Source organism: Desulfosporosinus orientis DSM 765 (assembly GCF_000235605.1).
GTDB lineage: Bacteria > Bacillota > Desulfitobacteriia > Desulfitobacteriales > Desulfitobacteriaceae > Desulfosporosinus > Desulfosporosinus orientis.
The window spans coordinates 421,151-447,645 of the sequence record NC_016584.1 but is presented as its reverse complement, the minus strand read 5'-3'; the positions used below and the strand labels follow the sequence as shown (position 1 = coordinate 447,645).

The 26,495-nt window shown below is 43.4% G+C and carries 27 protein-coding genes and 1 riboswitch; of the genes, 7 read left to right on the top strand and 20 right to left on the bottom strand.

The features are described 5' to 3' along the window. Positions 1-26: 26 nt before the first annotated feature. The 13 genes from DESOR_RS02215 to DESOR_RS02155 form a co-directional block, all read right to left on the bottom strand. A complete protein-coding gene (locus DESOR_RS02215) occupies positions 27-533 on the bottom strand; it encodes a LeuD/DmdB family oxidoreductase small subunit (protein WP_014182984.1) in 507 nt (168 codons plus the stop codon). After that, the gene (locus DESOR_RS02210) at positions 517-1,743 is read right to left on the bottom strand and encodes a 3-isopropylmalate dehydratase large subunit (RefSeq protein ID WP_014182983.1); all 1,227 of its coding nucleotides are present in this window, start codon (positions 1,741-1,743) and stop codon (positions 517-519) included. The genes DESOR_RS02215 and DESOR_RS02210 overlap by 17 nt, the downstream gene beginning before the upstream one ends. 20 nt (positions 1,744-1,763) lie before the next feature. Then, the gene (locus DESOR_RS02205) at positions 1,764-3,185 is read right to left on the bottom strand and encodes a serine dehydratase subunit alpha (protein ID WP_014182982.1); all 1,422 of its coding nucleotides are present in this window, start codon (positions 3,183-3,185) and stop codon (positions 1,764-1,766) included. 26 nt (positions 3,186-3,211) lie between these two features. Further along, entirely contained in the window at positions 3,212-4,099 is an 888-nt protein-coding gene (locus DESOR_RS02200; protein ID WP_014182981.1) for an NAD(P)-dependent oxidoreductase, read from the bottom strand. A gap of 40 nt (positions 4,100-4,139) precedes the next feature. Further along, the gene (locus DESOR_RS02195) at positions 4,140-4,718 is read right to left on the bottom strand and encodes an amino acid synthesis family protein (RefSeq protein WP_014182980.1); all 579 of its coding nucleotides are present in this window, start codon (positions 4,716-4,718) and stop codon (positions 4,140-4,142) included. Beyond that, entirely contained in the window at positions 4,705-5,577 is an 873-nt protein-coding gene (locus DESOR_RS02190; RefSeq protein WP_014182979.1) for a UPF0280 family protein, read from the bottom strand. The genes DESOR_RS02195 and DESOR_RS02190 overlap by 14 nt, the downstream gene beginning before the upstream one ends. 53 nt (positions 5,578-5,630) lie before the next feature. Next, entirely contained in the window at positions 5,631-7,118 is a 1,488-nt protein-coding gene (locus tag DESOR_RS02185; protein ID WP_014182978.1) for a ferredoxin family protein, read from the bottom strand. Positions 7,119-7,155: 37 nt separating this feature from the next. After that, positions 7,156-8,316, bottom strand: a complete 1,161-nt coding sequence (locus DESOR_RS02180; RefSeq protein ID WP_014182977.1) for an amidohydrolase family protein — start codon at positions 8,314-8,316, stop codon at positions 7,156-7,158. Between the two features lie 29 nt (positions 8,317-8,345). Further along, the gene (locus tag DESOR_RS30075; RefSeq protein WP_014182976.1) at positions 8,346-9,329 is read right to left on the bottom strand and encodes a xanthine dehydrogenase family protein molybdopterin-binding subunit; all 984 of its coding nucleotides are present in this window, start codon (positions 9,327-9,329) and stop codon (positions 8,346-8,348) included. A gap of 17 nt (positions 9,330-9,346) precedes the next feature. Then, complete coding sequence (locus DESOR_RS30070; protein WP_014182975.1) at positions 9,347-10,612, bottom strand: xanthine dehydrogenase family protein molybdopterin-binding subunit; 1,266 nt, start codon at positions 10,610-10,612, stop codon at positions 9,347-9,349. 16 nt (positions 10,613-10,628) lie between these two features. Beyond that, positions 10,629-11,108, bottom strand: coding sequence for a (2Fe-2S)-binding protein (locus tag DESOR_RS29605; RefSeq protein WP_014182974.1), 480 nt, complete (start codon positions 11,106-11,108; stop codon positions 10,629-10,631). A gap of 12 nt (positions 11,109-11,120) precedes the next feature. Continuing rightward, on the bottom strand, positions 11,121-11,987 hold the full coding sequence (locus DESOR_RS02160) for an FAD binding domain-containing protein (RefSeq protein ID WP_014182973.1): 867 nt from the start codon (positions 11,985-11,987) through the stop codon (positions 11,121-11,123). Positions 11,988-12,630: 643 nt separating this feature from the next. Further along, positions 12,631-14,241, bottom strand: coding sequence for a sigma-54 interaction domain-containing protein (locus DESOR_RS02155; RefSeq protein ID WP_014182972.1), 1,611 nt, complete (start codon positions 14,239-14,241; stop codon positions 12,631-12,633). Positions 14,242-14,520: 279 nt separating this feature from the next. Between DESOR_RS02155 and DESOR_RS02150 the strand changes: the two genes are divergently transcribed. Then, the gene (locus tag DESOR_RS02150; protein WP_014182971.1) at positions 14,521-15,036 is read left to right on the top strand and encodes a hypothetical protein; all 516 of its coding nucleotides are present in this window, start codon (positions 14,521-14,523) and stop codon (positions 15,034-15,036) included. A gap of 72 nt (positions 15,037-15,108) precedes the next feature. Here the strand turns inward: DESOR_RS02150 and DESOR_RS02145 are convergent, their stop codons facing one another. The 5 genes from DESOR_RS02145 to DESOR_RS02125 form a co-directional block, all read right to left on the bottom strand. Next, the gene (locus DESOR_RS02145) at positions 15,109-15,537 is read right to left on the bottom strand and encodes a universal stress protein (RefSeq protein ID WP_014182970.1); all 429 of its coding nucleotides are present in this window, start codon (positions 15,535-15,537) and stop codon (positions 15,109-15,111) included. Between the two features lie 185 nt (positions 15,538-15,722). Further along, positions 15,723-16,151: a universal stress protein gene (locus tag DESOR_RS02140; protein ID WP_014182969.1), complete on the bottom strand. Its 429-nt coding sequence runs from the start codon at positions 16,149-16,151 to the stop codon at positions 15,723-15,725. A 365-nt stretch (positions 16,152-16,516) separates the two neighbouring features. Further along, positions 16,517-17,035: a DUF2179 domain-containing protein gene (locus tag DESOR_RS02135; protein WP_014182968.1), complete on the bottom strand. Its 519-nt coding sequence runs from the start codon at positions 17,033-17,035 to the stop codon at positions 16,517-16,519. A 184-nt stretch (positions 17,036-17,219) separates the two neighbouring features. After that, positions 17,220-17,873, bottom strand: a complete 654-nt coding sequence (locus tag DESOR_RS02130; RefSeq protein WP_014182967.1) for a DUF6064 family protein — start codon at positions 17,871-17,873, stop codon at positions 17,220-17,222. A gap of 73 nt (positions 17,874-17,946) precedes the next feature. Further along, positions 17,947-18,798 carry a PaaX family transcriptional regulator gene (locus DESOR_RS02125; protein ID WP_014182966.1) on the bottom strand — a complete coding sequence of 284 codons (852 nt, stop codon included), beginning with the start codon at positions 18,796-18,798 and terminating at the stop codon, positions 17,947-17,949. A 195-nt stretch (positions 18,799-18,993) separates the two neighbouring features. Between DESOR_RS02125 and DESOR_RS02120 the strand changes: the two genes are divergently transcribed. Together DESOR_RS02120 and DESOR_RS02115 are read left to right on the top strand one after the other, a co-directional pair. After that, the gene (locus tag DESOR_RS02120; RefSeq protein ID WP_014182965.1) at positions 18,994-19,686 is read left to right on the top strand and encodes a response regulator transcription factor; all 693 of its coding nucleotides are present in this window, start codon (positions 18,994-18,996) and stop codon (positions 19,684-19,686) included. Then, complete coding sequence (locus DESOR_RS02115; protein WP_014182964.1) at positions 19,679-21,511, top strand: ATP-binding protein; 1,833 nt, start codon at positions 19,679-19,681, stop codon at positions 21,509-21,511. The genes DESOR_RS02120 and DESOR_RS02115 overlap by 8 nt, the downstream gene beginning before the upstream one ends. Positions 21,512-21,652: 141 nt before the next feature. Here DESOR_RS02115 and DESOR_RS02110 read toward each other — a convergent pair whose 3' ends face one another. After that, positions 21,653-22,579 carry a LysR family transcriptional regulator gene (locus tag DESOR_RS02110; RefSeq protein WP_014182963.1) on the bottom strand — a complete coding sequence of 309 codons (927 nt, stop codon included), beginning with the start codon at positions 22,577-22,579 and terminating at the stop codon, positions 21,653-21,655. A 163-nt stretch (positions 22,580-22,742) separates the two neighbouring features. Here DESOR_RS02110 and crcB point away from each other — a divergent pair, with 163 nt between their 5' ends. The 4 genes from crcB (at position 22,743) to metA (ending at position 26,269) form a co-directional block, all read left to right on the top strand. Further along, positions 22,743-23,117: a fluoride efflux transporter CrcB gene (crcB, locus tag DESOR_RS02105; protein WP_014182962.1), complete on the top strand. Its 375-nt coding sequence runs from the start codon at positions 22,743-22,745 to the stop codon at positions 23,115-23,117. A gap of 23 nt (positions 23,118-23,140) precedes the next feature. Next, complete coding sequence (locus DESOR_RS02100) at positions 23,141-23,476, top strand: DUF190 domain-containing protein (RefSeq protein ID WP_014182961.1); 336 nt, start codon at positions 23,141-23,143, stop codon at positions 23,474-23,476. 205 nt (positions 23,477-23,681) lie between these two features. Then, positions 23,682-23,789, top strand: a riboswitch (SAM riboswitch). Positions 23,790-23,945: 156 nt separating this feature from the next. After that, complete coding sequence (locus DESOR_RS02095) at positions 23,946-25,238, top strand: homocysteine synthase (RefSeq protein ID WP_014182960.1); 1,293 nt, start codon at positions 23,946-23,948, stop codon at positions 25,236-25,238. Positions 25,239-25,345: 107 nt separating this feature from the next. Then, a complete protein-coding gene (gene metA, locus DESOR_RS02090; RefSeq protein ID WP_014182959.1) occupies positions 25,346-26,269 on the top strand; it encodes a homoserine O-acetyltransferase MetA in 924 nt (307 codons plus the stop codon). Here metA and DESOR_RS29210 read toward each other — a convergent pair. Next, positions 26,266-26,406 (bottom strand): hypothetical protein, encoded by a 141-nt coding sequence (locus DESOR_RS29210; RefSeq protein ID WP_158308996.1) that lies wholly within the window; start codon positions 26,404-26,406, stop codon positions 26,266-26,268. The genes metA and DESOR_RS29210 overlap by 4 nt on opposite strands. Positions 26,407-26,495: the final 89 nt, after the last annotated feature.

Genomic DNA, 26,495 nt, shown 5'->3' with positions numbered 1-26,495 from the left:
TTCCTCCTACCCTTTACGGGAAGATATCATGAGATTTTCAATTGTTTTCGAACTTTTGCAATCAGCCCGCCTGCCTCTAAGGTCTGCAAGACATTGTCTGCTAACCTGGCTGCCCTGACTTTTTCTCCACTGGCACAAATCATAATTTCCGCCGCCGTCAAGTCTATTTCAAGCTCTTGCCCATTTTCTACTTTCTGTTCCATGTCGCAGACTAAGACCGGTAAGCCGATGTTTATAGCATTGCGTCTAAATATCCGGGCAAAGGATTTAGCGATTACTAAGCCAACTCCTGCTTCTTTTAGAGCAACCGGCGCTTGCTCCCGACTTGAACCGCAGCCAAAATTCTCACCGGCAACAATGATATCCCCTGCTTGTACCTTGCCGGCAAAATCCGGGATTTCACTGCCGGCCAGAGCATAATCCTTAAATTTGTCCGCGGGAGCAGCCATGGCATAACCCGGAAAAATCTGGTCTGTATCAACATTTCCGCCTAAATTCCAAACACGCCCGTGAATTTTAGAATTCCAACTCATTAGCCAACCCTCCTAAAGGCACCACACTGCCCGGTGGTACAATAGTCCCGGCAACCGCACTCTCTGCCGCAAGACGAGGGGATGCCAGATATACCTTTCCCTCACGGTGACCCATTCTGCCCGGGAAGTTTCGATTCGTTGTCGAAACAGCCACATCACCGGCAGCTAAGAGTCCCATATGAGCTCCGAAACAAGGGCCACAGCCAGGGCTGGTTATCATCCCTCCTGCTTCCCGGAAGATTCGGTTTAGGCCCTGATCCTCCATTTGCTGAGCAATATCAACAGATGCAGGAATTATTAACAATGTCACACCCTCTGCTACTTTACGGCCTTTAAGCACTTCGGCTGCCGCCAGCATGTCACTTAATCGTCCATTCGTACAGCTCCCAATCACAACCTGAGAAATCTTAGTAGCTGAGAGGTCTTCCGCTTTAACCACAATACCGGGATTAGGAGGGCAGGCAACACTGGCCGGAATATCCTCCGCCTGGAAGGTATAAACTTCTTTGACAGTTCCAACGGGTTGAGCCGGATCTGAAAAATAACTAATCATGCTCCCCATCTCGATACCCATGTTCGATATCGTCATTTTATCATCCATAGTCAGATGTTCCATTAAGCTGCCCGTATAAATAACTCCTTGATCGGTAAATCCCGCTGTCCCAAAATATCCAATCAAGTGTAAAATAACATCCTTGGCGTAGACTCCCGGTTGCAGCTGCCCTTCAATACATATCTCACAGACTTCCGGCACCTCTAAGTCCAGGGTACCTGTAGCCATAGTGGCTGCTAATTCAGTGGCCCCCACCGGGATTGCCAAAACTCTGTAAGCACCGGCAGTACAGGTATGGGAGTCTGCCCCAATCAAGATTGAACCTCGTTTCAAAGGATGTTTTTCAGCAATAACTTGGTGAATAACTCCTTCTCCTTTGTCATAAAGTTTTACTCCGTATTCCCGAGAGAACTCTCGGAGAACATTGTGCAATACTTTGGCCTCTACGGTAGCTGCCGGAATGATATGATCTAAGACAAAAACCACCTTTTGATTATCAAAAACCTGGCTAATCCCAATCTTCTTGAATTGTTCAACAGCCATCGGTCCGGTAATATCATGGGCTATCGCCAGATCAACCTTGACCGTGATATCATCACCGGCGTGAACCTCGTCTTTTCCTGCTGCAGCTGCCAAATAGCGTTCTATTTGGTTCACTCTACGTCTCCTCCATTCGCTCAATCAACCAGAACAATTCCTAAGCGTTTTGCTGCCAGGCAGGCTTCTTCTAAGGATGGTTCGGCATTCTTAAGAACTAAGCGGGCGCCCCCTCTGTTCAGGGCCTCGACCATGGAATTTTGCTCAGTAGCGAAGACAGAAATCCTTTGCATCTGAGACTCAGGTACTTTGACAATTTCAATCTTCAGCTTTTTTTCCCGGACTCTTTCCATGATCTCACGATAGGCTTTACCGTTGTCCGTACTCGCCCCCAGGACTGCGGCCATAAGAATTCCCGGAACGTTAATTCCCCGTCGTGCAAAAAGTTCTGGATACAATTCTATTTTGACCCCTGTAATCTCACCTTTCGCCAATGCATGGGCGATACGTCCGGTATTCGTGGGTGATCCTACGGCTTGACTGCTTCCCCCAACCACGGCTTCGCCAAAAGGCTTTACAATGGAGTTGGCTTTTTCGGCAAGCCCACGGGCTTCTTTTAATGCCCGGTTCATGGTCAGATCTATGTTTGTCCTTTCTTGTTCCTTGATTGAATTATCAACAAAGTACTCAACCTCTGGGTTCGCTTTAAAGAAAGGCCGCATATAATCGTTAACCAAAGGTACAATCTCCTCAGCTGAAACTGGGTGTACAGCTGCAGCCATAGCAACCATGACGTCAACGGGTACATCCACCGGAATATTGGTATGCATTGCCAGCTTGGCGGCCAAATTGCCGATAACCACGCCGCCGCCAATATGAGTGGCACAAAGCCCGGAAACCATGACCCTGGGGGTGCAGGGGACAGCAATTGTCGGAGATAAGGCAAGCACCACAGCTTTAGCCAAAACCTGCGGCTCCCCCTTGTGGTATTCCACCAATGTGGCTGCTGTTGCGGCAGCACCGGCGCCGAAACCTTCCATATTACACCCTGTCGATGTCTTACCTGCCCGAAAGATCGTTCCTACTTTCAGCATCACAGCTACAACTCTTGCCAATTCTTCTTTGTCAGCGATGACCTCTTTCAAAGTGCGGAAAATACCGGTATAGGTACAAGCATCCCCTGTTCCGGCACAAGGCTGGAGTCCGCAGGAATGATTGCCGACTTGAGCAGCAAGGGTATAAACAAGAATCTTATTAATGAGATCATCCTCAAACAAGCGATGAGTAAAATTATTATAAGCTAGTTCTTGAGGAGCTTTGCCAAGCAAAAAACTCGAACCGGAGGTAATGCCCACCTCTGCGGCATAAACATTATGGGCAAAGGCATCAATTACTGCATCAATAACCTCTTCACGGGTCATAGCATTGTGAGCCATTGCCTCGGCGATAATCACATCACTGGTACGCAGGCTTAAATCTTGGGCAATTTCAGTAATTTCGCCTATGGTCAAATTCCCAACTTGATATCCCTTAGCCTGAATTTGTTTGATAATCGTTTCCACTTAGTCACCTTCAGTTTCCTCTAGTTTTAAGCTCTGACTTTAATCTTCATCAAATCTTCCAAAGGTTTGATCACTGCCGAAATATCGTCCCTTCCTAACCCTGCCGCTCGGGCTTGCTCAAAAACCTGTTGGGCAACATTCGTCAGAAGCATTGGTATTTTAGCTTCTTTGGCTGTTTGGACAGCAAGTTCAAGATCTTTATATTGAAGGTCGATGGCAAATCCTGCCTCAAACTGACCTTTAAAAATAAAGTTAGGCATCTTTGCCGTGAGGGCATAGCTACTGCCGGAACTGACACTGATAATTTCCAGTAAGACCTGGGGATCCAGCCCCAGCTTCGTTCCTAAAACAAAAGCTTCGGCTGCCGCTGCCATATTGATACCCAATAACAAGTTATTGACGATTTTCACTGCATCTCCGGCCCCAGTCTTGCCTACGTGGTAAATCTTTTTGCCCATAACCTCCAATAAGGAATGATAACGCTGGACAAGTTCCTTCTCTCCGCCCACCATGATGGTTAAGGTTCCTGCCTCTGCACCCTTTACCCCTCCGCTCACCGGTGCATCCATATAGCCTACTTGGCGGTCAGAGGCCAGTTTTGCCATTTTCTGTGTGAAGGTCGGTCCAACACTGGACATATCGATGACCGTGAATCCCGGCTTTGCCCCGGCGAAAATCCCCTGCTCTCCAAGCAGGACCTGTTCAACAACAGCCCCATTTGGCAGCATTGTGATGACTACATCAACTTCTCGAGCCAATTCACGTGGGTTCTCTGCCTTCTTTGCCCCCTCGGCAACAAGCTCTTGAAGGGCTGCCTCATTAACATCATTAACATACAGGGAATACCCTGCTCGCAGTATATTTTGGGCCATAGGTTTTCCCATAGCTCCAATTCCAATAAAGCCTACTTTCAATGTAAAGCCTCCTACTAAGCTCCTTAATGCAGGGTTCGCCTTATCTAAGGCCGTCTTCCCCTTTAATTTCACTTTTTTGTAAGCCGCCGATTCGAGGATGGGGGCGTCCCGAATCCGTAACTACCAGGGCCACTACCAATTCATCCCCTCTTGGCGCATCGGCAATCCTCACTTCCATGGCATCATAGTGAGTACGCACAAAAGCAGCATCTTTGTAATGAACGGGTACATCTAGACCCGTGCCCATACCGCCCAGTTTCTTGGCTGAAGGGATAATTGCCTTACCACCGCCGACCTCTTCCCGAAAAGGTTTGCCTAAACGGGGATGTAAAATAGCTGCGGCGTGTTCAAGTTCACCTTTCTCGCCGACAATAGCTCCCTTGCCGTAACTCTCTGCTTCTTCTTTAGTGATACCCAGGGCTTTTACTGCCCGTTCAGCAAGAGTTGAACCCAATTGCTCACCAATTTCCATCAGTTCCGTTAAATCATCCACATACTGTCCGGCGAAGGGATTCTTAATTACAGCCATTGCCGCAGCTTTGCGTGTGGGTTTTGCCACCATCTTTTCCCCATCTTTATAAGTTTCTTCGACAACCGTTACGATTTTACGAATTTCCATCCTTGTTTCCTCCTTCGAAATTTGCTGATTGACACAAGTTCTCCGGTATCATAACCACTAAGTCATCAAGAAAAAGTATCGCGCCCTGAATACAACCTTGCAATTTAAGTTCTCTGGCTTTTTGCAAACCATTTTCCAGTGCTTTCACCTTAGTTAGGAGATTTAGGGTACTAACTTCAACGGTCACTAGCTGACCTGGTATATCGGTATTGGGGTCCAATAATTCTGCAGGGAGGCTTGAAATGCCGGGATCTTCGGCATAACAATGGTTAGCAATCAGGGTTGCACAGGCATCGGCGACTCGAGCGGTCCTTGCTATCACTGTCACGGCACTGGCAATACCCTTGGTAAAGCTCCGTCCCCCCAAACCGCTGGTGGCTACTCCACCAATTCCATCGGCAGCGGTAATATCCAAGGTATGGCTAAACCCTGAAGCTCCAATACTGGGTGTTAAACCCAGTTTGGTCTTTTCCTCCTCCAGCAGCCGCAGGGCAATATCGCCGCCGTTATTAATCATGACCTTTGAGGCGCCTTTTTCTACTAACCAATCTCCGGCTAAATCGGCAAAGGTACCTGCTACTGCCGCCATAGGGGTTAAGGTCCTATCTCCCGTTTCCAGCACAGCCCCAACCATTAGCTGTAAAGGCAAAGGATAAACACTCAGATCTCTTTCATCTAAAGTCAAATAATCCTTGGCTTCCTTTTGGACTGCTGCTAAATCTTCGAGAATTCTCATCACATACTTGGCAGCCTCCTGCAGCTGCTCTGTCATGGCAAGCCCATGGGCTCTGGCCATTAACATCATTTGAACAGGGCCGTAATTCAGAAATACTCGATCTTCAGCTAAAACATTGATCACTGGGTAAGACGCCTCCCTTCGTCATGAAGTTAAGATCTCTCGGAGTAAATACTCTAGCTGGAAGAATCCTCTTGGGAAATAATCTGATTCAGCTTCCTGATTGCCTGGGTATGACCGCCCATCTCTTCATAGGTTGTTAAAGGCATTGTATATTCCACAGGTGCAACGGTGGCGGGTGTGGGAACCCAAGTAAAGGCTTTGGAAACTACCTTTTCTACATCCACCATAAAGTTAATCCCGCCGCCGGGGAGCACATAGACCTGAGCCCCGCCGATGGTTAAGCAGGCCTTTCCGCTGTGAACTGCTTGGGTTACTTTAAGTGGATTTACCGCCACTCCGGCCCGGGCACTTCCGCCGGTTCCCCCAACATAGAGAGCTGAAACTCTGGCATTTTCACAGGTATCACGGATAGCCTCAACCGCAGCCTTAACCTCCTTGGTCATGGGTATTTCCAAAACGGAACCCCCTGGTTGAACTTCAAAGAGGGCTGCCATTCTTCCTGTGGTCTCAGTAACCAGTACTTTCATACCTGGCTTTGCACGAGACATGTCGACAGACTTAATCGCATCCTGGGGATTTTCGATATTAGTGCCGCCCCATCCTGAGCCATGTTCCCCAAAGTAACGTCCCCGTGTACTTCGCCGGGCATTGGGAATTACTCCGCTCCAACTCATGCCTACCGATTCGCCGGCCATATGTTCCGAGAGCAATCCAACCACATGGTGATCAAGAATAATAGCTTCATCGACGGCTTCTTTCAGCTTGGCAGCAAACATACCGATTGTCGCACTTCCGCAGCCAACCCGCATTTTTGTATCTGTTACCCCGTCAATGATGGGCGGGCAACCCACTTGAAGTTCCAGAGTCCTGTTTTCTACTTTCAAGGTTACTCGTTCTCCATTAGCAATTTCCACAATTGTTCGGGCAACGATAAAGCCATCTTTGCCGGTAAGCAGGTTTGCTCCGCCAATAGACAACATTTTTGAACCATACTCTTCAGTATCAACCATGCCTACGACTTTGCCATTGCGCTTAACCTTGGCGCCTTCTTCACCTACAAACAAATTCGTGTCAATCTTAACCTTAATTCCGCTGTAGCTTAAAGGCGCTTCGGTCACGACAGTAACCATCTCTACTCCGTCAATGGTATCCTGCACGATATACGGTGCCGGCCGGCAGCAGGGATAGGCCGTTCCTGCACCAACAGCAGTCACCAAGGGTCCTCCCGGAGTGACATCCGTAACCAACTTACGATTACGGATGAGCTGCCCACCATCATTTCGATAACGCTGGCAAGCTCCCGTGTATCCTTCTAAGACCTCACATTGTACCGGGCAAGAGGTACATTTGACGGCTCCTTCTTTAAGGTCACTGACCTTGACAGCTGCCTTAAAAGAGCAGACTCTTGTACAAATTCCACAGCTTGTACAGCTTTCTTGAATATAAGCTTTTTTATCCTTAATAATGATAGCTTGATTAGGGCATTCCTTACTGCAGATGCCGCATCCTTTACATAACTCAATGTCGATTACAACTGACATTTAGAATAATCCTCCTTCAACCCTTAACTACCAAACCTTACTTCACAGAATAGTTGCGTCCGGAAGGGGGAGTGTTGCGACTCTTGGTTACTTTAATGGTTCCATCAACCATAACCATAACCACAGCAGGCAAATCACCAGCTGTCAGTGCTTCCAGGGCATTACTGCCTACGGAACCCATAGGAGCATCCATGATGACAAAATCTGCTTCTTTCCCTTCAGCAATCAAGCCTGTCTCCAAGCCGAAAACCCGAGCTGTATTGCCTGTAGCCATGGCAATAACCTTTTCGGCAGGGACATCTGTCATGGAAGCGATAAAACTGATCGTTCTCAAGATTCCTAAAGGAATAATCCCCGTGCCGGAGGGAGCATCATTTCCGAAAATTACTCTCTTCAAAGCATCTTTTTCAGTCAGTTTACGAATGGTTAAAGCAGCGATCTTGGGATTACCGCACTGTACAATCTCCAAGGGCAGCTCTGTGGTGTCAATCAAGGTTTCAATTTCGGCTGGGGCAATGGCCGTAGGACCACCGTTAACATGAGAAACGACGGTGGGCTGAACAGCAATCACATCCTCCGCTGTAACAGTTGAACTGCCTGGGATTGAAGTCCCGCCGGTATGCATCGCTACTTTCATACCGTATTTTTTGGCCCATTGAACCATGGGGGCAGCATCTTCTGGTTTCTTAACGCTTCCCAGACCGACCTCCCCAACCAGCCAGACACCTTCCTTAGCCATTTCCGCGAAATCAGCTTCTACCAGCCCTTTTTCCAGGATTACCGCCCCGCCATGAACTTTTAAGCCGGATGAACGCAAGTTTTTAAAGGATTTATGCACAAGGATCGCCAAAGCCTTTGTTCCTGCGGGATCTTTGGGACGTCCGGGAAAATGGGGTTCCCCTGCTGAGATAAAGGTTGTGACTCCTCCGTGAAGAGCACCATCCAGATAATCCTGGGTTTTTTGGCGTGGGGTATAATCTCCTATTACAGGATGAACATGAGAATCGATCAAACCAGGGGTAACTGTCATCCCAGCTGCATCGATGATCTTGTCAAGGTTATAATCATTGAGGATATCCGCTTGCCCAATCTTGGCAATGATGCCGTCTTGGACAACAATCGCAGTCCCTTCACTCAACGGCTGCTGAATATCCCCGGTTACAAGTGTTCCAATGTTTGTTAGAGCTATAGTTGCCATCGCTTTATCCTCCTTGTTGGAATTCTACTTTATTGGGCTTCGGCCAGTTGGGCCAGGACCTTTTCCGGTGTGATCGGTAAATCCGTAATCCGGATGCCTACGGCATCGAAAACTGCATTGGCTATGGCCGCTGAGGTCGGAATAAGGGCAGGTTCTCCAACTCCCTTGGCTCCAAAGGGTCCGCATTTTGTCGGCTCTTCAATGATTAATGGGTGTATAGTAGGTACATCCATAGAGGTGGGAATTAAATAGGTAGCGAAAGAAGGAGTCCCAATTTTCCCAGCCAACACCTTTACTTCTTCATAGAGCCCCAGCCCTAGTCCCATTGTACTTCCCCCCTCAATCTGACCTTCAACTTGCAGAGGGTTGACAGCTTGACCCACATCATGGGCCGCCACAATCTGGAGCACATCAACATAACCAGTTTCTATATCTACTTCAACTTCAACAATCTGAGTAGCGAATGCATATGTTGCATAAGGACTGCCTTCTCCGGTTTCTCCATCCAGACCTGTTGTCTCTGGGTTAAACCACCCATGACCGATGGTCATTTTTCCCTTTCTTCGACAACTTCCAATCACTTCTTCAATACTCTTGTAATTTTCTTCCTGACCTTTTATAAATATACGGCGATCTTTGAGGATAACTTGTTCTTGCTCTGCTCCAAATAGTTCTGACGCTTCACCTAAGACCACTTTCTTAGCTTCTTTTGCCGCCAAATGAGCGGCATTGCCGGATATAAACGTCTGACGGCTGGCGGATGTTGCCCCTCCATCCGGTGTAACTCCTGTATCTGCTGAGGTAACCAAAACATCCTCGTAGCGTATGCCAAGTTCTTCTGCAACAATCTGAGCTAAGGTTGTGTTAGAACCTTGCCCAATATCAGCAGCCCCCACCATCAGGTTAACAGAACCATCATCCTTCCAATCTACAAAGGCACCGGCCGGATTAGGCAAACCGGTATTCCCGATCCCATACCACATACAACCTATGCCAACACCTCTTTTTTTCATCGCATTAGCCTCCATTCCTAGCAAAATTGGCCCAATACCTCCAGCGCCTTGGCCTGGGCTACTTTAATAGTCTCCATAAAACCAACGCTGTTATCTAAGACTTGGCCTGTTCCCGTTTTACTGTTCGGCTGCAAAGCATTTAACAAACGCACTTGAATTGGACTAATCCCTGCTTTTTGAGCGATCATATCCATTTGCTGTTCGTGAGCAAAAGCCAGTTGAGGAACTCCAAACCCGCGGCATGCTCCCGCTGTTGGGTTATTGGTATAAACAGTGTAGGCATCGACCTTAACATTAGGTACTTCATAGGGACCCGTCGCGTGAACAGCCGACCGGGTCAATGTACCAGGACCGTAGGAAGCATAGGCCCCCGTATCGCCAATCACGGTTACATCAACAGCCATTAATTTGCCGGTCTTATCGGCTGCGGTTTTATATCTGATAACGTAGGGATGGCGCTTTGTCGAAGCGACCATCGATTCCTCCCGGGTATACACTAAACGTACCGGTCTCTTCGTACGAATTGCCAGAAGAGCTAGATAAATTTGAACAGAAATGTCCAGCTTGCCACCGAATCCTCCGCCAGTTGGAGCCTGAACAATTCGCACCTTATTAAGCGGTAAAGCAAGGTTTCTTGCAACCTCTTTACAGTCAAAATGGGGATTTTGGGTAGAGACATGCAAAACTACCACATCACCGTCCAGATAAGCTACTCCGGCCTCCGGCTCTATATAAGCATGTTCCTGCATTTGCGTACGATAGCAAGTTTCAACAACGATATCTGCTTGGGCAAAAGCCCCCTCCACATCCCCTTTGCGTATTTTGCGAATGGATTGGATATTACCCTCCTTATGCACCTGAGGAGCATCTGGTTTCATGGCTTCTTCCGGATTAAAGACTGCCGGCAGTTCTTCAAATTCTACTTTAATGAGTGAAAGAGCCTGGAGAGCAATTTCCTCAGTTTCAGCTGCGACAATTGCCAGCGGGTCCCCCCGCTTACGAATCTTATCCATCACCAATACGGGCTCATCTTTGATGATAATGCCATGAGCATTACTCTCCGGGACATCTTTTGACGTTAAGACGGCAAAAACACCTGGCAGAGATTCGGCTGCTTGACAGTTAATATTTTTTAAGAGAGCATGAGCCACCTGACTGCGCAAAACCTTAACCTGAAGCATACCCGGCAGCTTTATGTCTCCGCTATATTGGCATTTCCCCAGCACCTTATCCAGGGCATCCTTACGTAGTACCGATTTTCCGACGACCTTCAATTCCTGCACTCTGTTTCAGCTCCTCTCAGCTCTGATGACTATTACTCCTAACAACTTTTTCTATGGCATTAGCGATCTTGTTATATCCTGTACATCGACAGAGATTGCCGGATATGGAGCGAATAATTTCCTCCCGTTTGGGGTTTGAGTTCTCGTCAAGCAAAGCCTTAGCCGACAACAGCATCCCCGGAGTACAGAAGCCGCATTGTACTGCTCCCTCTTCAATAAAGGCTTCCTGCAAAGGATGTAAATGCTCATAGCTGCCAAGTCCCTCAATCGTCGTTACTTCTTTTCCATCAATTTGAGGAGCTAAGACTAAACAAGAATTGGCCGTCTGACCGTTAATAATCACAGTGCATGCGCCGCAATCCCCTTCCCCACATCCTATCTTCGTACCGATCAAACCCATATCGTCACGCAAAAAATCAACGAGCCGCTGGTCTGATTCAACCTGAACACTGACTTTTTCGCCGTTCAGTACGAAGTTTATCGTTAGTTTTGACATAATCTTTCCCCCCTAGTAACAGGTAATTCGACTCCCTGCTTCTTCCAGAGCACGTCTAACTAATACCCTGGCTGCCCGTGTACGATATACTGCAGTAGAACGGACATCGTCAATGGGCTTAATAGCTTCGGCGACTGCCTCAGCAGCTTCTTTAATCAGCTCCGGTGAATAATGGTTCCCGATCAGTATTTTTTCTCCCGCCATCCCCCTGATCGCAGTGGCGGCAACGGACCCCAGCGCAATTCTTGCCTTTTTTATAACCCTGGTCTCGGGATCTATTTCCAGGGAAGCACTCGCATTAATCACTGAAATAGCCAAGGCTTTGCGTTTGCCAAGTTTTTGGAAACTACACCCTTGATGATTGGAAACTTGAAAAGATATGGTCGTAATGAGCTCACCAGGTTTCAGAACAGTGCGACCCGGACCAAGGAACAGTTCATCTAATGGTATTGTCTTGACTGCTTCCTTACTCGACAAAGTAACTTCTGCTCCCAAAGCAATAAGAGCGGGGACAGTGTCTGCCGCAGGTGAAGCATTGACCATATTTCCGCCGACGGTTCCCTTATTACGGATTTGAGGCGAACCAACGATACCTGCAGCTTTAGCTAAAGCTGGAGCATATTGATTAATAAGTTCCGATTGATTAAGTCGAGTGTGGGTAGTCGATGCTCCCAGCACGATCTCTCCTGCTTCAAGGTTAATCCCCTTCAGCTCTTCAAGCTCATCAAGATCAATGACGGCTGTTGGTTTAATCAGACTCTCTTTAAGCTTGACCATTAAATCCGTTCCGCCAGCCAATAAGCTGTAACCAGGGTTTTCTGCCATCAGCTTAAACGCCTCGTCTAAACATTTCGGCCTATAATACTTAAATCTACTCATTAACCGGCGCCTCCTGCCATTCAAAATATACAGCCCTTTTTACAATTTTTATTTACCTTTATATAAGCAATTTGTATGCCACCCATAAATCATTTACAAGCGTTAAAATTATTGTTAACAGCCCATATTTAAGCCAGTTTCGGGAAATTATTAGATTCCTAAAAGTTACTGACCACGGCAAAACATTTCACACTTGAAATGTTTTGCGTTTCTGTTTAATATTTATTTTGTTCGTTTAAAGGTTTATATTTCATATTTGCAATGCATTATTGCAAATGTGAAATATTCTTTTTAGTCTAGTCCGAATTTAAGCTCTTTTTTTATTAGAATTAAAAATGGTGCCTTAGGTCAGTTTGCAACTGAACCTAAGGCACCATTGCCTTAAACGTATTATCCGGCTATCAAATAACCTATAATACTTGCAAGAATTATGTTGCAAATTTTATGCCAACTATTCTATCCCTATAATGACTTTTCCGAGTCTCTTTATGTGCATTCTGACGGCTTATTCGATATTTCAAAGCAACTATTTCTCGAGGAACATGGAATAACAACTCATTTTTGAAACGTTTTTTGATCGGATACGGTACGTTATTCCGGATTTATTGCAATAATGAACTATTTCATTTCATTAATGAAACAATCACTGATTATCTCCTTCCATCCCATATTCCGTTAGCTTTCGCCATAAGGTTGCTGTACTTATTCCCAAAATGCGAGCTGCTTTTACTTTTTTAAATTTTGCCATTTCCAACGCCTTCTGAATAATTAATTTTTCGGCTCCTGACAACGCTTCTTTTAAATTAAGCTCTTCATTCCCAATCTCAACGATCACAGATTCTTTCAGAGTTTTTTGTCCTTGCCGCAAATAAAGAGGCAAATGTTCCGGCAATAATGTCGACTCCTCCCGCACCATATTCATAGCAGACTCAATACAGTTCTGGAGTTCACGGACATTCCCCGGCCAAGCATGATTTTGCAATAGCTTTAATGTTCTTGGGTCAATATCTTCAACTAATCTGCCAAAGGAAAAAGAAAATTTATGCATAAAATGCTTAGCTAATAAGCCAATATCCCCGACTCGCTCTCGTAAGGGCGGAATTTTTAACTGAACTACATTTAAGCGATAAAAGAGATCCTGACGAAACCCGCCATCCGCAATGAGATCGTTCAGCTCTTTATTAGTAGAAGCGATGACTCTGACGTCAATCTTTTGGGCCTTGAACCCGCCAACCCTAACTACCTCTCTTTCTTGAAGAACTCTGAGTAATTTAGTTTGCAAGCTAATGTCCATTTCACTAATTTCATCAAGAAAGATCGTACCGCCATTCGCTTGTTCAAAGGCACCAGGGCTTCCCCCTTTCTTCGCCCCGGTAAAGGCCCCTTCCTCGTAACCAAAAAGATTGCTCTCAATAAGCGAAGCCGGTAAAGCCCCACAATTTAAAGCCACAAAGGATCGATATCGACGATCACTGGCATTATGAATCGATTGAGCAAACAATTCCTTTCCCGTTCCTGTTTCCCCATAAATAAGTATTGAAGAGACACCATCTGCCACGAACTTGGCCATACTTTTGGTTTTTGTTAATACTTCACTCTCTCCAATGATATCTTCAAAACAATACTTTGCATTCTGAAATTTTTTAACTTCATCGTATAATTTTTGATGTTGCCGAACGGCATTTTCATTGTTAAATCCAAAACCGATTTTTTCCGTAATAGGAATACGTACAGCCATTGCTCCATTAATAGAAAAAGACTTTCCCACTACAGGCTCCTGAGAAACCATAGCTTGTCTGGCCTGCTTACTTACTTGTCCTTTCAGCTGATGTCGCTCGCTTCCATTAGAATAATAACTTAACAGCCGTTCGCCAAGATCATTAAAAATTACAGCCTCTCCGCCTGCGACTTGCGCAATCATTGGCAGCGCCTTTATTAGTGCGTCTTGGAATTTCTGTTCTTTAATAAGGCGTTCGACATTACTGCAAGCCAAAACATATTCACCGATTGGCAAAGCCCAAGCATCAGCTTGATCTACAATTTGGGAAACTCCTATTAATGGGCATGCCTGTTGACCTGCATTTCTGGCCAGATCATATATCTGATTGTCCAGATCTTTTATTTCCGTTCCATTCCAATCGAAAGTACATAATCTCCTTCCTTCAGAATCAGTGATTGTAGCATATCCGCCCGCTGTTCTCGCTAAAACTGGCAAAATCTTAATAAGTTTTTCCAAATTATAATGATCCCTCATCCTAACCTCCAAAAATCTGCTCTTATCCCAATAACCATATTCTTTAGCCCAACAGTGCCGTTACTTTCTAAGTCTATAATAACCTTATAAACAGAAAAATGTCGAAAGGTATTAGCAATAATTCATAATACATGAACTTTCGAGGGAATGTTTGCCCCATTTTCTATTTCCTCTCAAGATATATACCATATATTAACTTTTGTGTAACATTATTCTATTATGTGCATAACGTGTATTACGAAATAACTGATTCGCACATTGATATAAGGGGGCTTGCCCATGAAATCGATGATAGGGCAACGGGATTATTCCCCGAACCAATACAAAAGGTTCTTCCCAATGCAGCGGCAGGAAATTAAACCTGATCGGCAACCTGGGCCGGAACCCTTACCTGATCAAATACGAAACGCCGGATCGGCTGCTCAGCCGATACCCAAGCCGGTAATTCAACCTATATCTCAGCCTAAATCTCAAAAAAACACACCTATTAAGAAGGAACCTACTCCACCTAACCTTAACTCCTCTTCCCCAACACCAGAAGCCCCTGAACTTTGGCAGCAACACGCAGGTCTTTTGTTAAAACAATATGGGCCATCTCTTATGAAACAATTTGGCCCCCCCTTGGCACGTAAAGTAGGGATTCCTATCGCTCGCCGCTATGGTCCTCCATTAGCTCGCAAAGTTGGAATTCCGCTGGCCAGGCGAGTTGGCTTACCTCTTGTCCGCAAAGTGTTTCTCCCTTTAGCAAAACGTGCCGGGTTTGCCATAGTGAGGCGAATAGGTCTGCCATTATAGTATTAATCCAAAAAAGAGAAGACTGTTGACGTAAGATGTCAACAGCCTTCTCTTTTTTTAGGTCCACTTCTTCTATTTTACGATGAGAACCGGGCAAGTTGCTTTGCGAAGGACACGTTGACTTACACTGCCCAATACTGCTCCGGCTATTGGTCCATAACCATGACTTCCCATAACCACCAGATCAATATTCTCATTAGCAATTTCTTCTAAGATAACACTTGATGGATGCCCCTGGATCATTTTTTTCTTTAACGGTATATTCTTAATGTCGATTCCTTCAAGGGCGGCTCCCAAGGTCAGCCAGCCTCTTTCCTCGATTTCCTCTCGAGTGATTTGGATAGAATAAGCTGAGTTATAGCCCCAGTAAGCCTCCGGAGTATAGGCAACAAATAAAAGTACAATTTCAGCCTGGAATTTCTGGGCAAGATTTAAAGCAGTTTGTAAAGCTCGACGTGAGTACTCTGACGCATCAGTAGCCACCAGTATCTTTTTAAACATGCTACACCCTCCTTCTGATTTCCAGCTTTTGTTCTCTAAGGATTTTTTGAAATAGGAATTTGAGAACTTTAAAAATCTGTAAAAACAGGAGATAATTCACTATAAATGAAGGGTAGCATTTTCACTGATTGCAGTCAATAGTCGTACCATATGGTCTCAATCAATTTTTATTATTGTCAATTCAATTACTTGACGATCATAACCGGGCACTCTGCTCTCTGAACAACACGCTGACTGACACTGCCTAGCACTGAACCTGCAATCGGCCCATAACCATGACTGCCCATCACAACTAAATCAATATTCTCTTTCTCAATCTCTTCTAAAATAACGCTTGCCGGGTATCCTTGTTCCTGCTTCTTTTTTAAAGGAACCTCTCCCAAATCGATTCCTTCAAGGGTTGCATTTAAAGCAAGCTCACCAGCCTCATCAAGCTGTTCCTGGGGAACTAAAATATTATAAGCGACATTATATCCCCAATAAACTTCCTTGAGATACGTAACAAACAGAAGCTCGATTTCTGCGTTAAAGGTCCTGGCAATTTCTAAAGCAGTTTTTAGCGCTCGTTTGGAATACTCCGAGGCATCCGTAGCTACTAATATTTTTTTAAACATAAACTCAGCTCCTTACTTTTGTTACTATGTTTCCTATATTCTATATTTAAGATTAGAATCCTCCCAATTTAATAAATATTTTATTTTAATCTACCATTCTATTTTTAATAATTATGTTTTCAAAAATAATGTCTTTTTATGAATATTAATATCAGAAACATATATACTTCATTTTTCGCTGCCAAAGCGAATTGGAACGGACTATTAAAACTATATGAACTTAAATACGAGCTAAACACATGTAAGTGGTATTTATATTAAGCATTAGCCATTTGCCTTATAACCAGGCTATGCGCTGCAATTATTAAAAAAGTCCCTCCTAACTATTAGGAAAGACTTTCATTTTTCTCAATTAAACTAAAATTCTAGAACGATTTAGGCATTCGTTTAACCCAGAACCCTCCCTTAAAATTCTTAGGCTCATAAGAAACCACAAAAGCATTTGGACAAAGTTTATCGAGAATATCGATTAATTTGCGTTCATTGCTTCTTTTGGCCAAAACCGACATCATCAGCCTCGGACCATCCTTGCCATCTGCTAACCAAGAAGTAACACCATACCCATATTCCCTCAGCTTTGGTGGTATTTCTACCTGTACACAATCCACTGTCACTTGAACTGTAACATAACCTAAGGCTAAATACTCTTCGATTCGGCTGCCGATAAAAATCCCTAAACCATAACCGATACAATAAGCTGCCAGATTCCAGCGATTGTTAAGATTTTGCAGAACAATCCCCAGCCCTGTCATGTAAACAAAAACTTCTACGACTGAAAGGGCAGCTGCTAAAGCGCTTTGCCCTTTTATAACAAAAATTGTACGCAAAGTATATAACGACACATAGACCACATTGATTCCTACGATTATGAAAATAAGTTCCATAGCTTCCTCCAACTTTTGCAGCATAAGTTTATTCCTATGCTATATTCTACCTGTTTAAGATTGCCTTGTCATCGTATGAAGCTAATTTATCCAAACCTTTTTCTGGGATCTAATAAATAAAAAGGTCCAAAATCCTAAAGACTTTGAGCCCCAATATCTGACAACCAGATTTCTTTCTATATCATTATTCTGTTCCTTGTGTGTATAGTACAATTCCGGTATTTGCTTGAGGTCTCTCTTTATAGAATATCCAGCTTGCAGCCAAAACCAAAATCAACAATGTAATATCCAAGTATACTTGAAAAACGAACACCCCTATTATCCCATACACAAGACCCATTATAATTGTGATTAAATATTGTAGACTACTCACGCTAGGCATAATAAGGATTAATAACCCAATGGTTATAAGAAGTGTGGGACAGGGAATAACCCCTACAGGCGAAACCATTAAAAGCATTAGAGCACTTTTATCCACAAATTCCGGGTACCACAACCCTAAGAATATAGCGCTAAGAGCTATGGTAGATATCCATTTACTTTGAGATATTTGAATTGTTTCCTTCCTTCCTATTAATTGTACCAGTGAAATAATTGCTAATAGTCCGAAGGTTGCCGCATGAAAAGGGTTGCCGAAAATCAGCGCATGGACAGTTACCGAAAAAAATATTATGCCTATAGTCCCTTGAAATGTCCATCGTTTTAAAGTCTGTTTGTTTACTGCAATTACTACTGTAAATGCTATTAAAACTATCATGTGCATAGTAAAATTTATCCACAGACTATTGTTTGCCAACATTTCAAGGTAATTTAACATTTCTCTTGGATTCATGTTCATGATTAACCTCCCCATATTAATAAACTCAATTAAATCAAAAAATTAATTTAGCAGTTCTATGATGCGCAACAATTTAATCGAATTTCCCCAGATACTTCAAGGTGGGCTCTAAAAGAATCTTCCTAAATTCAATCATTAGCTGCGCTGCCTCATCGCCCGCCCAAGCAGGGCATAATGTTTTAGGCAATGCCGCATCTTCAGATGCTATTGACAGGAACTCCCAACCAAGTGCATGCAACAAAGGTAACGCGCGGCCTTCCTTTATAAACCATTCTTCTTGATACAGATTTTTAGTGTTCTCATACTTTTCGCTAAATTGAGTTATAAACATCTTATAGGACTTTGCTAGTTTCTCAGCATGAAAAACATTGTTGATAAAAGAAAGTATATTATCATAAATTTTTATTTCCCCATGCATTTCTATAACACCGGAAGTGATCTTAAATTCAGCCAGAGCCTTTCGAATATCATCTGTTTGGTAGTACGGACAAATCCACGTATTTGGACTTACTAAACCAAAGCCCATTTGCAGCAATCGTTCAACAACTATTGCCCTGTTTTCCTTCTGTTCTTCTCTAAACTCTAAATTGACTAAATACCACTTTTCATCCCATAATCCGTTTCTTAAGGCATATCTTTTCCAAAATTGCTCTATTCCTTCATTCCAGATTTTGATAGCCTCCTTACCACTTAAATCCAAAGTATAAATCACTTCGCTGCCTTCATTTTTATTAATAAGGATACCTGATTTTGCCGTTCTGGATAGTGACATTCTGGTAGCACTCTCGCTTTTTCCAAAAGCTTTCATAATTTCAAGCAGACTGGATAACTTGATTTTGTCCTTGTTATAGTAGGTCAAATAAATGTTATAAACAAAAAGCAACAAACTGGTAGCACTATCATTCTTCCGCAAAATAACCTTCATACAAGCCCTCCATCTAACGTTATATCTCATATTATAATTATATGTTATAACATATAATTTTGTCAATTCATTTAATGTTATCTGATCTAAAATGCTTCAACTTGATTTCATTTATTCATTGCCGGAATTGCCACAATTATGTCACAAACAGTCTTTCATTTAGTGCTACAATAAAAATAAGGGAGGGATTAGATTTTGAACAAGTATATTTTAATTGCCGATGACAATGATGATATTCTGGAAATATTACATAGATATGTTGCCAAAGAAGGTTTTTCTCCCATTCTGGCTCGTAGTGGTGAAGAGGCCTTGCAGAAATTCTTTGCATTCTCTCCTATTCTCTTGCTTCTAGATGTGATGATGCCCAAAAAAGACGGTTTCGAAGTTTGCAAAGAAATTCGCCGTAAATCCAATGTGCCTATCATTCTGGTTACAGCCAAGGGGGATGATGGCGACCGTATCATGGGATTGGACATTGGTGCCGATGATTATATCGTAAAACCCTTTAGTCCCGGAGAGGTAATGGCTCGCATCCGTGCCGTTTTAAGACGACTTGACATTTCGGAAGAACAAAGAAAAGACCTTGTTCGCTACCCAGGTCTTGAAATCAACCTTTCCGATTATAAAGTCCTAGTCAATGGACACCCCCTCAGTCTCACAAAAAAAGAAACCGAAATTTTTTGGCTTTTGGCAGCCAACCCCGGAAAAGTTTTCTCCCGAGACAATCTTTTAACAAGCGTCTGGGGAGAGGATTACTTCGGCGATGCCCGCACAGTAGATACGCATATAAAGCGTCTCAGATCAAAGCTTTCCGTTGCCGAAATGTCAAACTGGGACATAAAAACCATATGGGGAGTCGGCTATAAATTTGAGGTGAATTATGTTTAAAAAAAAGATTGCTTTCAAATTAACGGCTAGCTTTGTCCTTATTATGCTCATTGCTATGCTTGCCATTGGTATTCTATTTATTCAGATGTTCCGGCAATACGCTTTCGACAGTCGGGAAGAAACCATGCTGACACGCGCTCGAAGCATAGCTGAAGTTTTAAGCGAGAACTCTCAAAATCTTGGCCAGATTCGAGGCTTTGCCGGAACCATGCACTTCCTCAGCACCATGGCTGAAGCTAATGTTTGGATAACTGACGCTCAAGGCAACCTGTCGCCAACAACGGGAATGGGGAAAGGCAGAGGACAACAAGGCAAGGGACAAGGCTTTGGCTTAGGAGCAGGTATGGGGCAAGGCCCTATGTATAACTCAAAACCTCTGCCACCAGAAGCCGAAAAAGTCATTCAAGAGGTATTAAAAGGAAATGAATCCGTCAGCGAAAGTTTCAGCAGTGTCTATAACGAAGCTACTCTCACAGTGGGGGTTCCCATCATTGACTCCGCTCAGCAAGTTATAGGTTCTGTACTTCTTCATACTCCGGTAACAGGTGTTACTGCAACTTTGAATAAAGCGGTCAGTATCTTAGCTGTAAGTTTGTCAGTTGCACTCCTGCTGGCCATAGGTTTGGGAATTTTTTACTCTATACTCTTTACTCGTCCTTTAAAAGCTATGAATTTGACTGCTCTGGAAATAACTCAGGGTAATTATTCAGCCAGAACCGGAGTTAATCGCCAGGATGAGATAGGGCAGCTCAGCAACTCTCTGGATCACCTGGCCATGAAACTCGGCTGTACTATCAATCAACTGTTTCAGGAAAAAGGAAAGCTTGATGATATCATCTCAAGCATTTCTGAAGGACTGGTTGCTTTCGATGAGACACTAAAGCCAATCAGTGCTAATTTTGCTCTCGGAGAAATCATGAATCGTCCCCAGCCCTATCTATTAGATTCTGTAGAAAGGGATTTCAAGGAACTGAAGATTGAGCATCATCTTAAAAAGGTACTCGACGACAAAAAACCGGTACAGGTATTAAAAGACTGGATGAGCAAAAAACTCAAATTCACAGTATCTCCCATTATCGACAGCCACGAGCAGGTGACGGGAAGTGTTGCTCTCGTCCAAGATATCAGCCAAAGTGAACGCCTTGAACAGCTAAGACGAGACTTTGTTGCTAATGTATCACACGAATTTCGCACCCCGTTGACCGTCATACGTGGTTCTGTAGAAGCATTGGTAGATGGGACTGTTGAAAATAGCGACGATATCAAGCGTTACCAACACAGAATCCTCTCCGAAACACGCGGATTAGAACGTCTGGTCGGAGATCTTTTAGAGTTGTCTCGCCTTCAAGCCGGCAAAATTCTTATCAATAAAAGTGAGATTAATATCTCAGATCTCCTGGAAGATACTATAAAAAGCCTGCAAACCATTGCCGATACAAAAAACATTAAGATACACTATCACTCCGAAACAGCTTTGCCCCCTTCGTTGGGGGATTATGATCGTCTGCGCCAATTGTTCGTTATTTTTTTAGACAACGCTGTAAAATATTCTCCGAATAATACCTTAATCTATGTTGAATCAAGAATTATTGAGGGCAATACGTTATCCATCCTCATTCGAGACCAAGGCTACGGTATTAGAGCTGAGGAACTTCCCCATATTTGGGATCGTTTCTACAAGGCTGATAAATCCCGCCAAAGCCATGGCACCGGCTTGGGACTTGCCATAGCCAAGCATCTGATTGATATTCATGGTGGAGAGGTTTCCATAAACAGCGAGCTGGAAAAAGGAACTGAAGTAGAAGTAAAATTGCCGCTCACTTAGAATAATCTCATTACTTAACTACTAAATGAATAGCTCTAAATTAATGCGGATAATTATAAGAAGCCCCTTGTCTTACGAATCATGACAAGGAGCTCTGCTTAATAAATTATCTTTTTACACCTGACTATTATATGAATTGCATCAATCTTTAGATGTTAAATATCTGTCCCTTTTTTTCCCTGATGATGATTCAAGAGCAAGGAGCTGCTCTGTAAAGACTTCTGTAGCCTCAGTCATTTCCTGGTCCTTCGGTCCTATTAAATAAAAAGAACGAGTAAGTCTCTTTCCCTTTATTCGAATTGATTTTAACTCTTTGGCATTGAGCTCTTTTCTTACAATCCAACGTGAAACAAGGGCTATTCCCAACCCCGCTGTAACGGCTTGTTTAACAGCTTGACCACTTCCAAAAATATAGGTTTTTCTGACTTTGATTCCCCACTCTTTGATAAGTTTATCACTGAAGGCGCGAGTTCCCGAACCACATTCTCTAAGAATCCATACTTGGTCTTGGAGATGCTCAGAAGTGACGATAGGTAGCCTCGCTAAAGGATGTTGGTTAGGTACAACCAAGATAATTTCATCCTCCATCATGGGATGAACAGATAAATCCGAACAGTTCACTTCTCCTTCGACAAGGGCGATATTTAAGTGATGGTCATGTACCGCCTTAATAATTTCTTCCGTATTGGCAATAGAGGTTTCAATCTCTACCTTAGGGTAATGGGCAGCAACATCGGCCACCACAAAGGGCAGAATGTATTCTCCAATTGTATAACTTGCCCCTACTTTCAGAGTCCCTGTAACCACATTGGATAACTGCTTGATTTCTTGCTTAGCTTTATCCTGTAAAATCAATATTTGCTTGGCGTATTGATAATATATCTCACCGGACTCTGTAAGCTCTAAATGGTTAGAGGTACTATCCACCAGTTTCGTTCCCAATTCTTCTTCCAAGCTTTGAATTTGTGAGATGACATTAGGATGGGTCAGATATAACTCTTCTGCAGCGCGAGATAAATTCTTATGTTCGACTACTGTAACAAAAGTTTTCAAGGGATCGTTAATCACAGATTACACCTCTAATTTTTCAGAACTCCTCATTATTACAATCTTCCATCAAGTCTTTTTTAAATCAGGTATGTTGTCGGTTGTTAACACTCTTTCTATGTATTATGATAGAGAAGAGCATTTATCATAAAGCTCTTTTAGTATAAGATAAGAGGTTAAATTAATGCAAACGATTCTTGTCATTACTGTGGGAGGTGCTCTTGGAGCTCTTTCCCGCTATGGTCTCGGACTATGGATTTCGAACAAATGGAACCAAGAATTTCCACTTCACACTTTTATAATTAATATTACCGGTGCCTTCCTCTTGGGTTTTTTACATATACTATTTATTGAACGTTTAAATGTCAGCCCCCTCTGGCGTTTGGGAATCGGCGTTGGTTTTTTGGGTGCTTTTACCACCTTCTCCACCTTTGGTGTTGAAGCGATTTCCTTACTTGAAAGTGGAAGTTATTTAACGGCCGGATTATACACCCTGCTAAGTATTCTTGTTGGATTTACCGGCGTAGCTTTGGGAATAGGGTTAGCCCGCTTAATCTAAAAATTGTATGAGGGGAAACGACTATGACTGCCAAATTACTTAAAATTTATGTCAGCGAAAATGAACGCTATAGAAACAAACCCCTTTATCAATATCTGGTTCATTGGTGCAAAGAACAAGGAATTAGGGGAGTTACGGTTTTCAGAGGAATTGAAGGATATGGTCATGATAAACTATTGCGCAGTGCCCGTTTATTAGAGTTATCCTCTGATTTACCCATGATCTTAGAAATCGTCGATACGGAGGAGAAAATCAATTCCATACTGCCGAAAATCGCAAACATTGTAACAAAAGGATTAGTATACACTGTTAATGTCACCGTTCACAGGCACCCCCCCGATACAGAAACTTCAAATTAATTATACCAAACAATAGAGTATCCTTTTGTCTTCTTCCAGACATAACCAGCTTCAGGATATCTCCGTGTCTCCATGTCTGAGGGGAACTATCATGGATCCTGATTATGAAAATAATGGATATCGCAATAGATTGACACTGAGCTCAATATGCTTTATATTAAAACATATTCCCTTTAAACCCTTAATCAATTCAATATGTATTTTTCTCTTATCAAGAGTGGCTGAGGGACTGGCCCTATGATGCCCGGCAACCGATAGCATAAGCTATGAGGTGCTAATTCCAGCAGAACCTTTGGGTTCTGAGAGATGAGAGTAGCGTGTTAAATAACATAACGGCCGCTTCTCTTGAAGCGGTCGTTTTTTATCGTTACTCGACAAAGGTCTTAAATTTGAACTTGGCCTGCACAAGCCCTTTGACACAGGCAGCTGCCATTGCAGCGCTAGTACAAAACTAGGAGGATGATTTATCATGACTGAAAAAAGACAACTTGGTATCGAAACTATTTCCTTACATGGAGGGCAAAGCCCTGATTCTGCGACAAACTCAAGAGCTGTTCCAATTTACCAGACGTCCTCCTTCGTCTTCAATAACACGGATCATGCAGCCAATTTATTTGCTCTCAAGGAGTCGGGCAATATTTATACTCGAATTACCAACCCTACTCAAGACGTCTTCGAACAGCGCATAGCCTTACTGGAAGGGGGAATCGGCGCACTGGCTACCGCATCCGGTCAAGCGGCCATAACCTATGCCCTGCTAAACATCGTGGAAGCCGGGGATGAGATTGTGGCTTCCAGTTCTCTTTATGGAGGCACTTTTACCCTGTTTAACTATACCTTTGCCAAACTGGGCATCAAAGTCCACTTCGTAGATGTTGACAACCCGGAAGAATTCCGCTCAAAAATAACGGAAAATACAAAAGCTCTCTATACAGAAACCATTGGCAATCCTCTTATTAATGTAGCTGACTTAGAAAGGATTGCTGAGATTGCTCATGAAAACGGTCTGCCCCTAATTGTTGATAATACCTTTGCCTCACCCTATTTATGCCGTCCCATCGAACATGGAGCGGATATCGTACTTCATTCCGCTACTAAATTTATCGGCGGACATGGGACTTCTATCGGCGGAGTAATTGTTGACTCCGGAAAATTTAACTGGAATAACGGCAAGTTCCCAGGTCTTAGCCAACCTGATCCCAGCTACCACGACACCGTCTTTACCGAAACCTGCGACAATGCGGCTTACATCACGAAGGCAAGAGTCTCTCTTCTCAGAGACACCGGAGCATGCCTATCTCCTTTCAACGCCTTCCTATTCCTGCAAGGGTTAGAAACTCTCCCCTTACGCATGGAACGTCATGTTGAAAATGCTCGAAAGGTGGCAGGGTTTCTTGATCAACATGAATTAGTAACCTGGGTGAACTATCCAGGCTTAAAGGATAGCCCCTATCATGCACTTGCTCAGAAATACTTGCCTAAAGGGGCTGGAGCAATCTTCACCTTCGGCCTCAAGGGCGGCCTAAACGAAGGGAAAAAATTTATTAACAGCCTCCAGCTTTTCTCTCACTTAGCAAATATCGGAGATGCCAAGTCCTTAGTTATTCACCCGGCAAGTACAACTCATCAACAGCTCGATGAAAAATCCCAACGCAGCGCAGGAGTCTCTCCCGATATGATTCGGCTTTCCATTGGGATAGAGACAAGCGACGATCTATTGGATGATTTGGATCAAGCCCTCTCAGCAAGTCAACAAGTTTAATTCAAAAACTTTACAACCAAACCATAATCTGTACATCACTCGATGTAATAGTGCCCTAAAAAATTGAAAATCTCGCATCGAACCATACCTCGAAAGGAGTTATAATCATGCCAATTAAAATACCAGAAAATCTGCCTGCTCTAGATATATTGCATCAAGAAAACATCTTTGTCATGGGAGAAGAACGGGCCTTTCACCAGGATATCCGTCCCTTAAAGATTATGATACTTAATCTCATGCCCCATAAGGAAACTACTGAAATCCAACTTTTGAGATTACTCGGAAATTCTCCTTTGCAAGTTGAAATAGTACTTTTGCATATTGATTCTCATATTTCAAAAAATACTGCCCAAGAACATTTAGACTCCTTTTACAAGAGTTTCAGTGATATCAAAAGGCAAAAATTTGATGGAATGATCATTACAGGCGCACCAATTGAACATCTTGAATTTGCGGAAGTAACCTACTGGGAGGAGTTTAAAGCCATCATGGACTGGACAAAAACTCATGTGACTTCAACCTTCCACATCTGCTGGGGGGCTCAGGCTGGATTGTATCACCACTATGGTATTCCAAAATACCCCCTCCCGGAGAAAATGTTTGGAGTCTTCAAGCACAATGTTAGCAAGCATAGCGTCAACGGCATGCAGCTGCTGCGCGGTTTTGATGATCTATTCTTCGTACCCCATTCGCGCCATACGGAAATCAAGCGCAGTGATGTTGAAAGGCACCCTGAATTAGAGATTTTATCGGAATCTGATGAAGCCGGCCTTTACATTATCATTTCTAAAGACGGACGGCAAGTGTTCGTAACAGGACATTCGGAGTACGATACGCTAACCTTAAAAGAGGAATACGACCGAGACATTGCCAAAGGCCTGTCGATTGCTATACCAAAAAGCTATTTTCCAGATGATGATCCTACTAAGACTCCTGTCCATAATTGGCGATCTCATACAAGCTTGCTCTTTCAAAACTGGTTAAATTACTTTGTCTATCAGGAGACTCCCTATGATTTAGGTGCACGCTAAATATTCTTGACTCTTGTTCGTTTATTACTCACTCCCATGATCATAATGCAGCTAATTCCCACTAAAACACCATGAGCAACTGCTTGTAGAGCAAAGAAGATTAACCCTGAGACAAGAGCGATAAAAAAGACCTTCAAGAATCTGGTTCTTGAAGGTCTTTTCAATGCAACACCTTTTATCTGTATGACGTAATAAAGGCACTAAACAAAGTTCTAATATCGTATTG

What these genes read in the sequence shown, in the direction of transcription:
- DESOR_RS02215 (WP_014182984.1), bottom strand. Translation starts at nt 533, where the DNA reads ATGAGTTGGAATTCTAAAATTCACGGGCGTGTTTGGAATTTAGGCGGA.
- DESOR_RS02195 (WP_014182980.1), bottom strand. Translation starts at nt 4,718, where the DNA reads ATGGAAATTCGTAAAATCGTAACGGTTGTCGAAGAAACTTATAAAGAT.
- DESOR_RS02185 (WP_014182978.1), bottom strand. Translation starts at nt 7,118, where the DNA reads ATGTCAGTTGTAATCGACATTGAGTTATGTAAAGGATGCGGCATCTGC.
- DESOR_RS02180 (WP_014182977.1), bottom strand. Translation starts at nt 8,316, where the DNA reads ATGGCAACTATAGCTCTAACAAACATTGGAACACTTGTAACCGGGGAT.
- DESOR_RS30075 (WP_014182976.1), bottom strand. Translation starts at nt 9,329, where the DNA reads ATGAAAAAAAGAGGTGTTGGCATAGGTTGTATGTGGTATGGGATCGGG.
- DESOR_RS29605 (WP_014182974.1), bottom strand. Translation starts at nt 11,108, where the DNA reads ATGTCAAAACTAACGATAAACTTCGTACTGAACGGCGAAAAAGTCAGT.
- DESOR_RS02160 (WP_014182973.1), bottom strand. Translation starts at nt 11,987, where the DNA reads ATGAGTAGATTTAAGTATTATAGGCCGAAATGTTTAGACGAGGCGTTT.
- DESOR_RS02155 (WP_014182972.1), bottom strand. Translation starts at nt 14,241, where the DNA reads ATGAGGGATCATTATAATTTGGAAAAACTTATTAAGATTTTGCCAGTT.
- DESOR_RS02150 (WP_014182971.1), top strand. Translation starts at nt 14,521, where the DNA reads ATGAAATCGATGATAGGGCAACGGGATTATTCCCCGAACCAATACAAA.
- DESOR_RS02145 (WP_014182970.1), bottom strand. Translation starts at nt 15,537, where the DNA reads ATGTTTAAAAAGATACTGGTGGCTACTGATGCGTCAGAGTACTCACGT.
- DESOR_RS02140 (WP_014182969.1), bottom strand. Translation starts at nt 16,151, where the DNA reads ATGTTTAAAAAAATATTAGTAGCTACGGATGCCTCGGAGTATTCCAAA.
- DESOR_RS02135 (WP_014182968.1), bottom strand. Translation starts at nt 17,035, where the DNA reads ATGGAACTTATTTTCATAATCGTAGGAATCAATGTGGTCTATGTGTCG.
- DESOR_RS02130 (WP_014182967.1), bottom strand. Translation starts at nt 17,873, where the DNA reads ATGAACATGAATCCAAGAGAAATGTTAAATTACCTTGAAATGTTGGCA.
- DESOR_RS02125 (WP_014182966.1), bottom strand. Translation starts at nt 18,798, where the DNA reads ATGAAGGTTATTTTGCGGAAGAATGATAGTGCTACCAGTTTGTTGCTT.
- DESOR_RS02115 (WP_014182964.1), top strand. Translation starts at nt 19,679, where the DNA reads ATGTTTAAAAAAAAGATTGCTTTCAAATTAACGGCTAGCTTTGTCCTT.
- crcB (WP_014182962.1), top strand. Translation starts at nt 22,743, where the DNA reads ATGCAAACGATTCTTGTCATTACTGTGGGAGGTGCTCTTGGAGCTCTT.
- DESOR_RS02100 (WP_014182961.1), top strand. Translation starts at nt 23,141, where the DNA reads ATGACTGCCAAATTACTTAAAATTTATGTCAGCGAAAATGAACGCTAT.
- DESOR_RS02095 (WP_014182960.1), top strand. Translation starts at nt 23,946, where the DNA reads ATGACTGAAAAAAGACAACTTGGTATCGAAACTATTTCCTTACATGGA.
- metA (WP_014182959.1), top strand. Translation starts at nt 25,346, where the DNA reads ATGCCAATTAAAATACCAGAAAATCTGCCTGCTCTAGATATATTGCAT.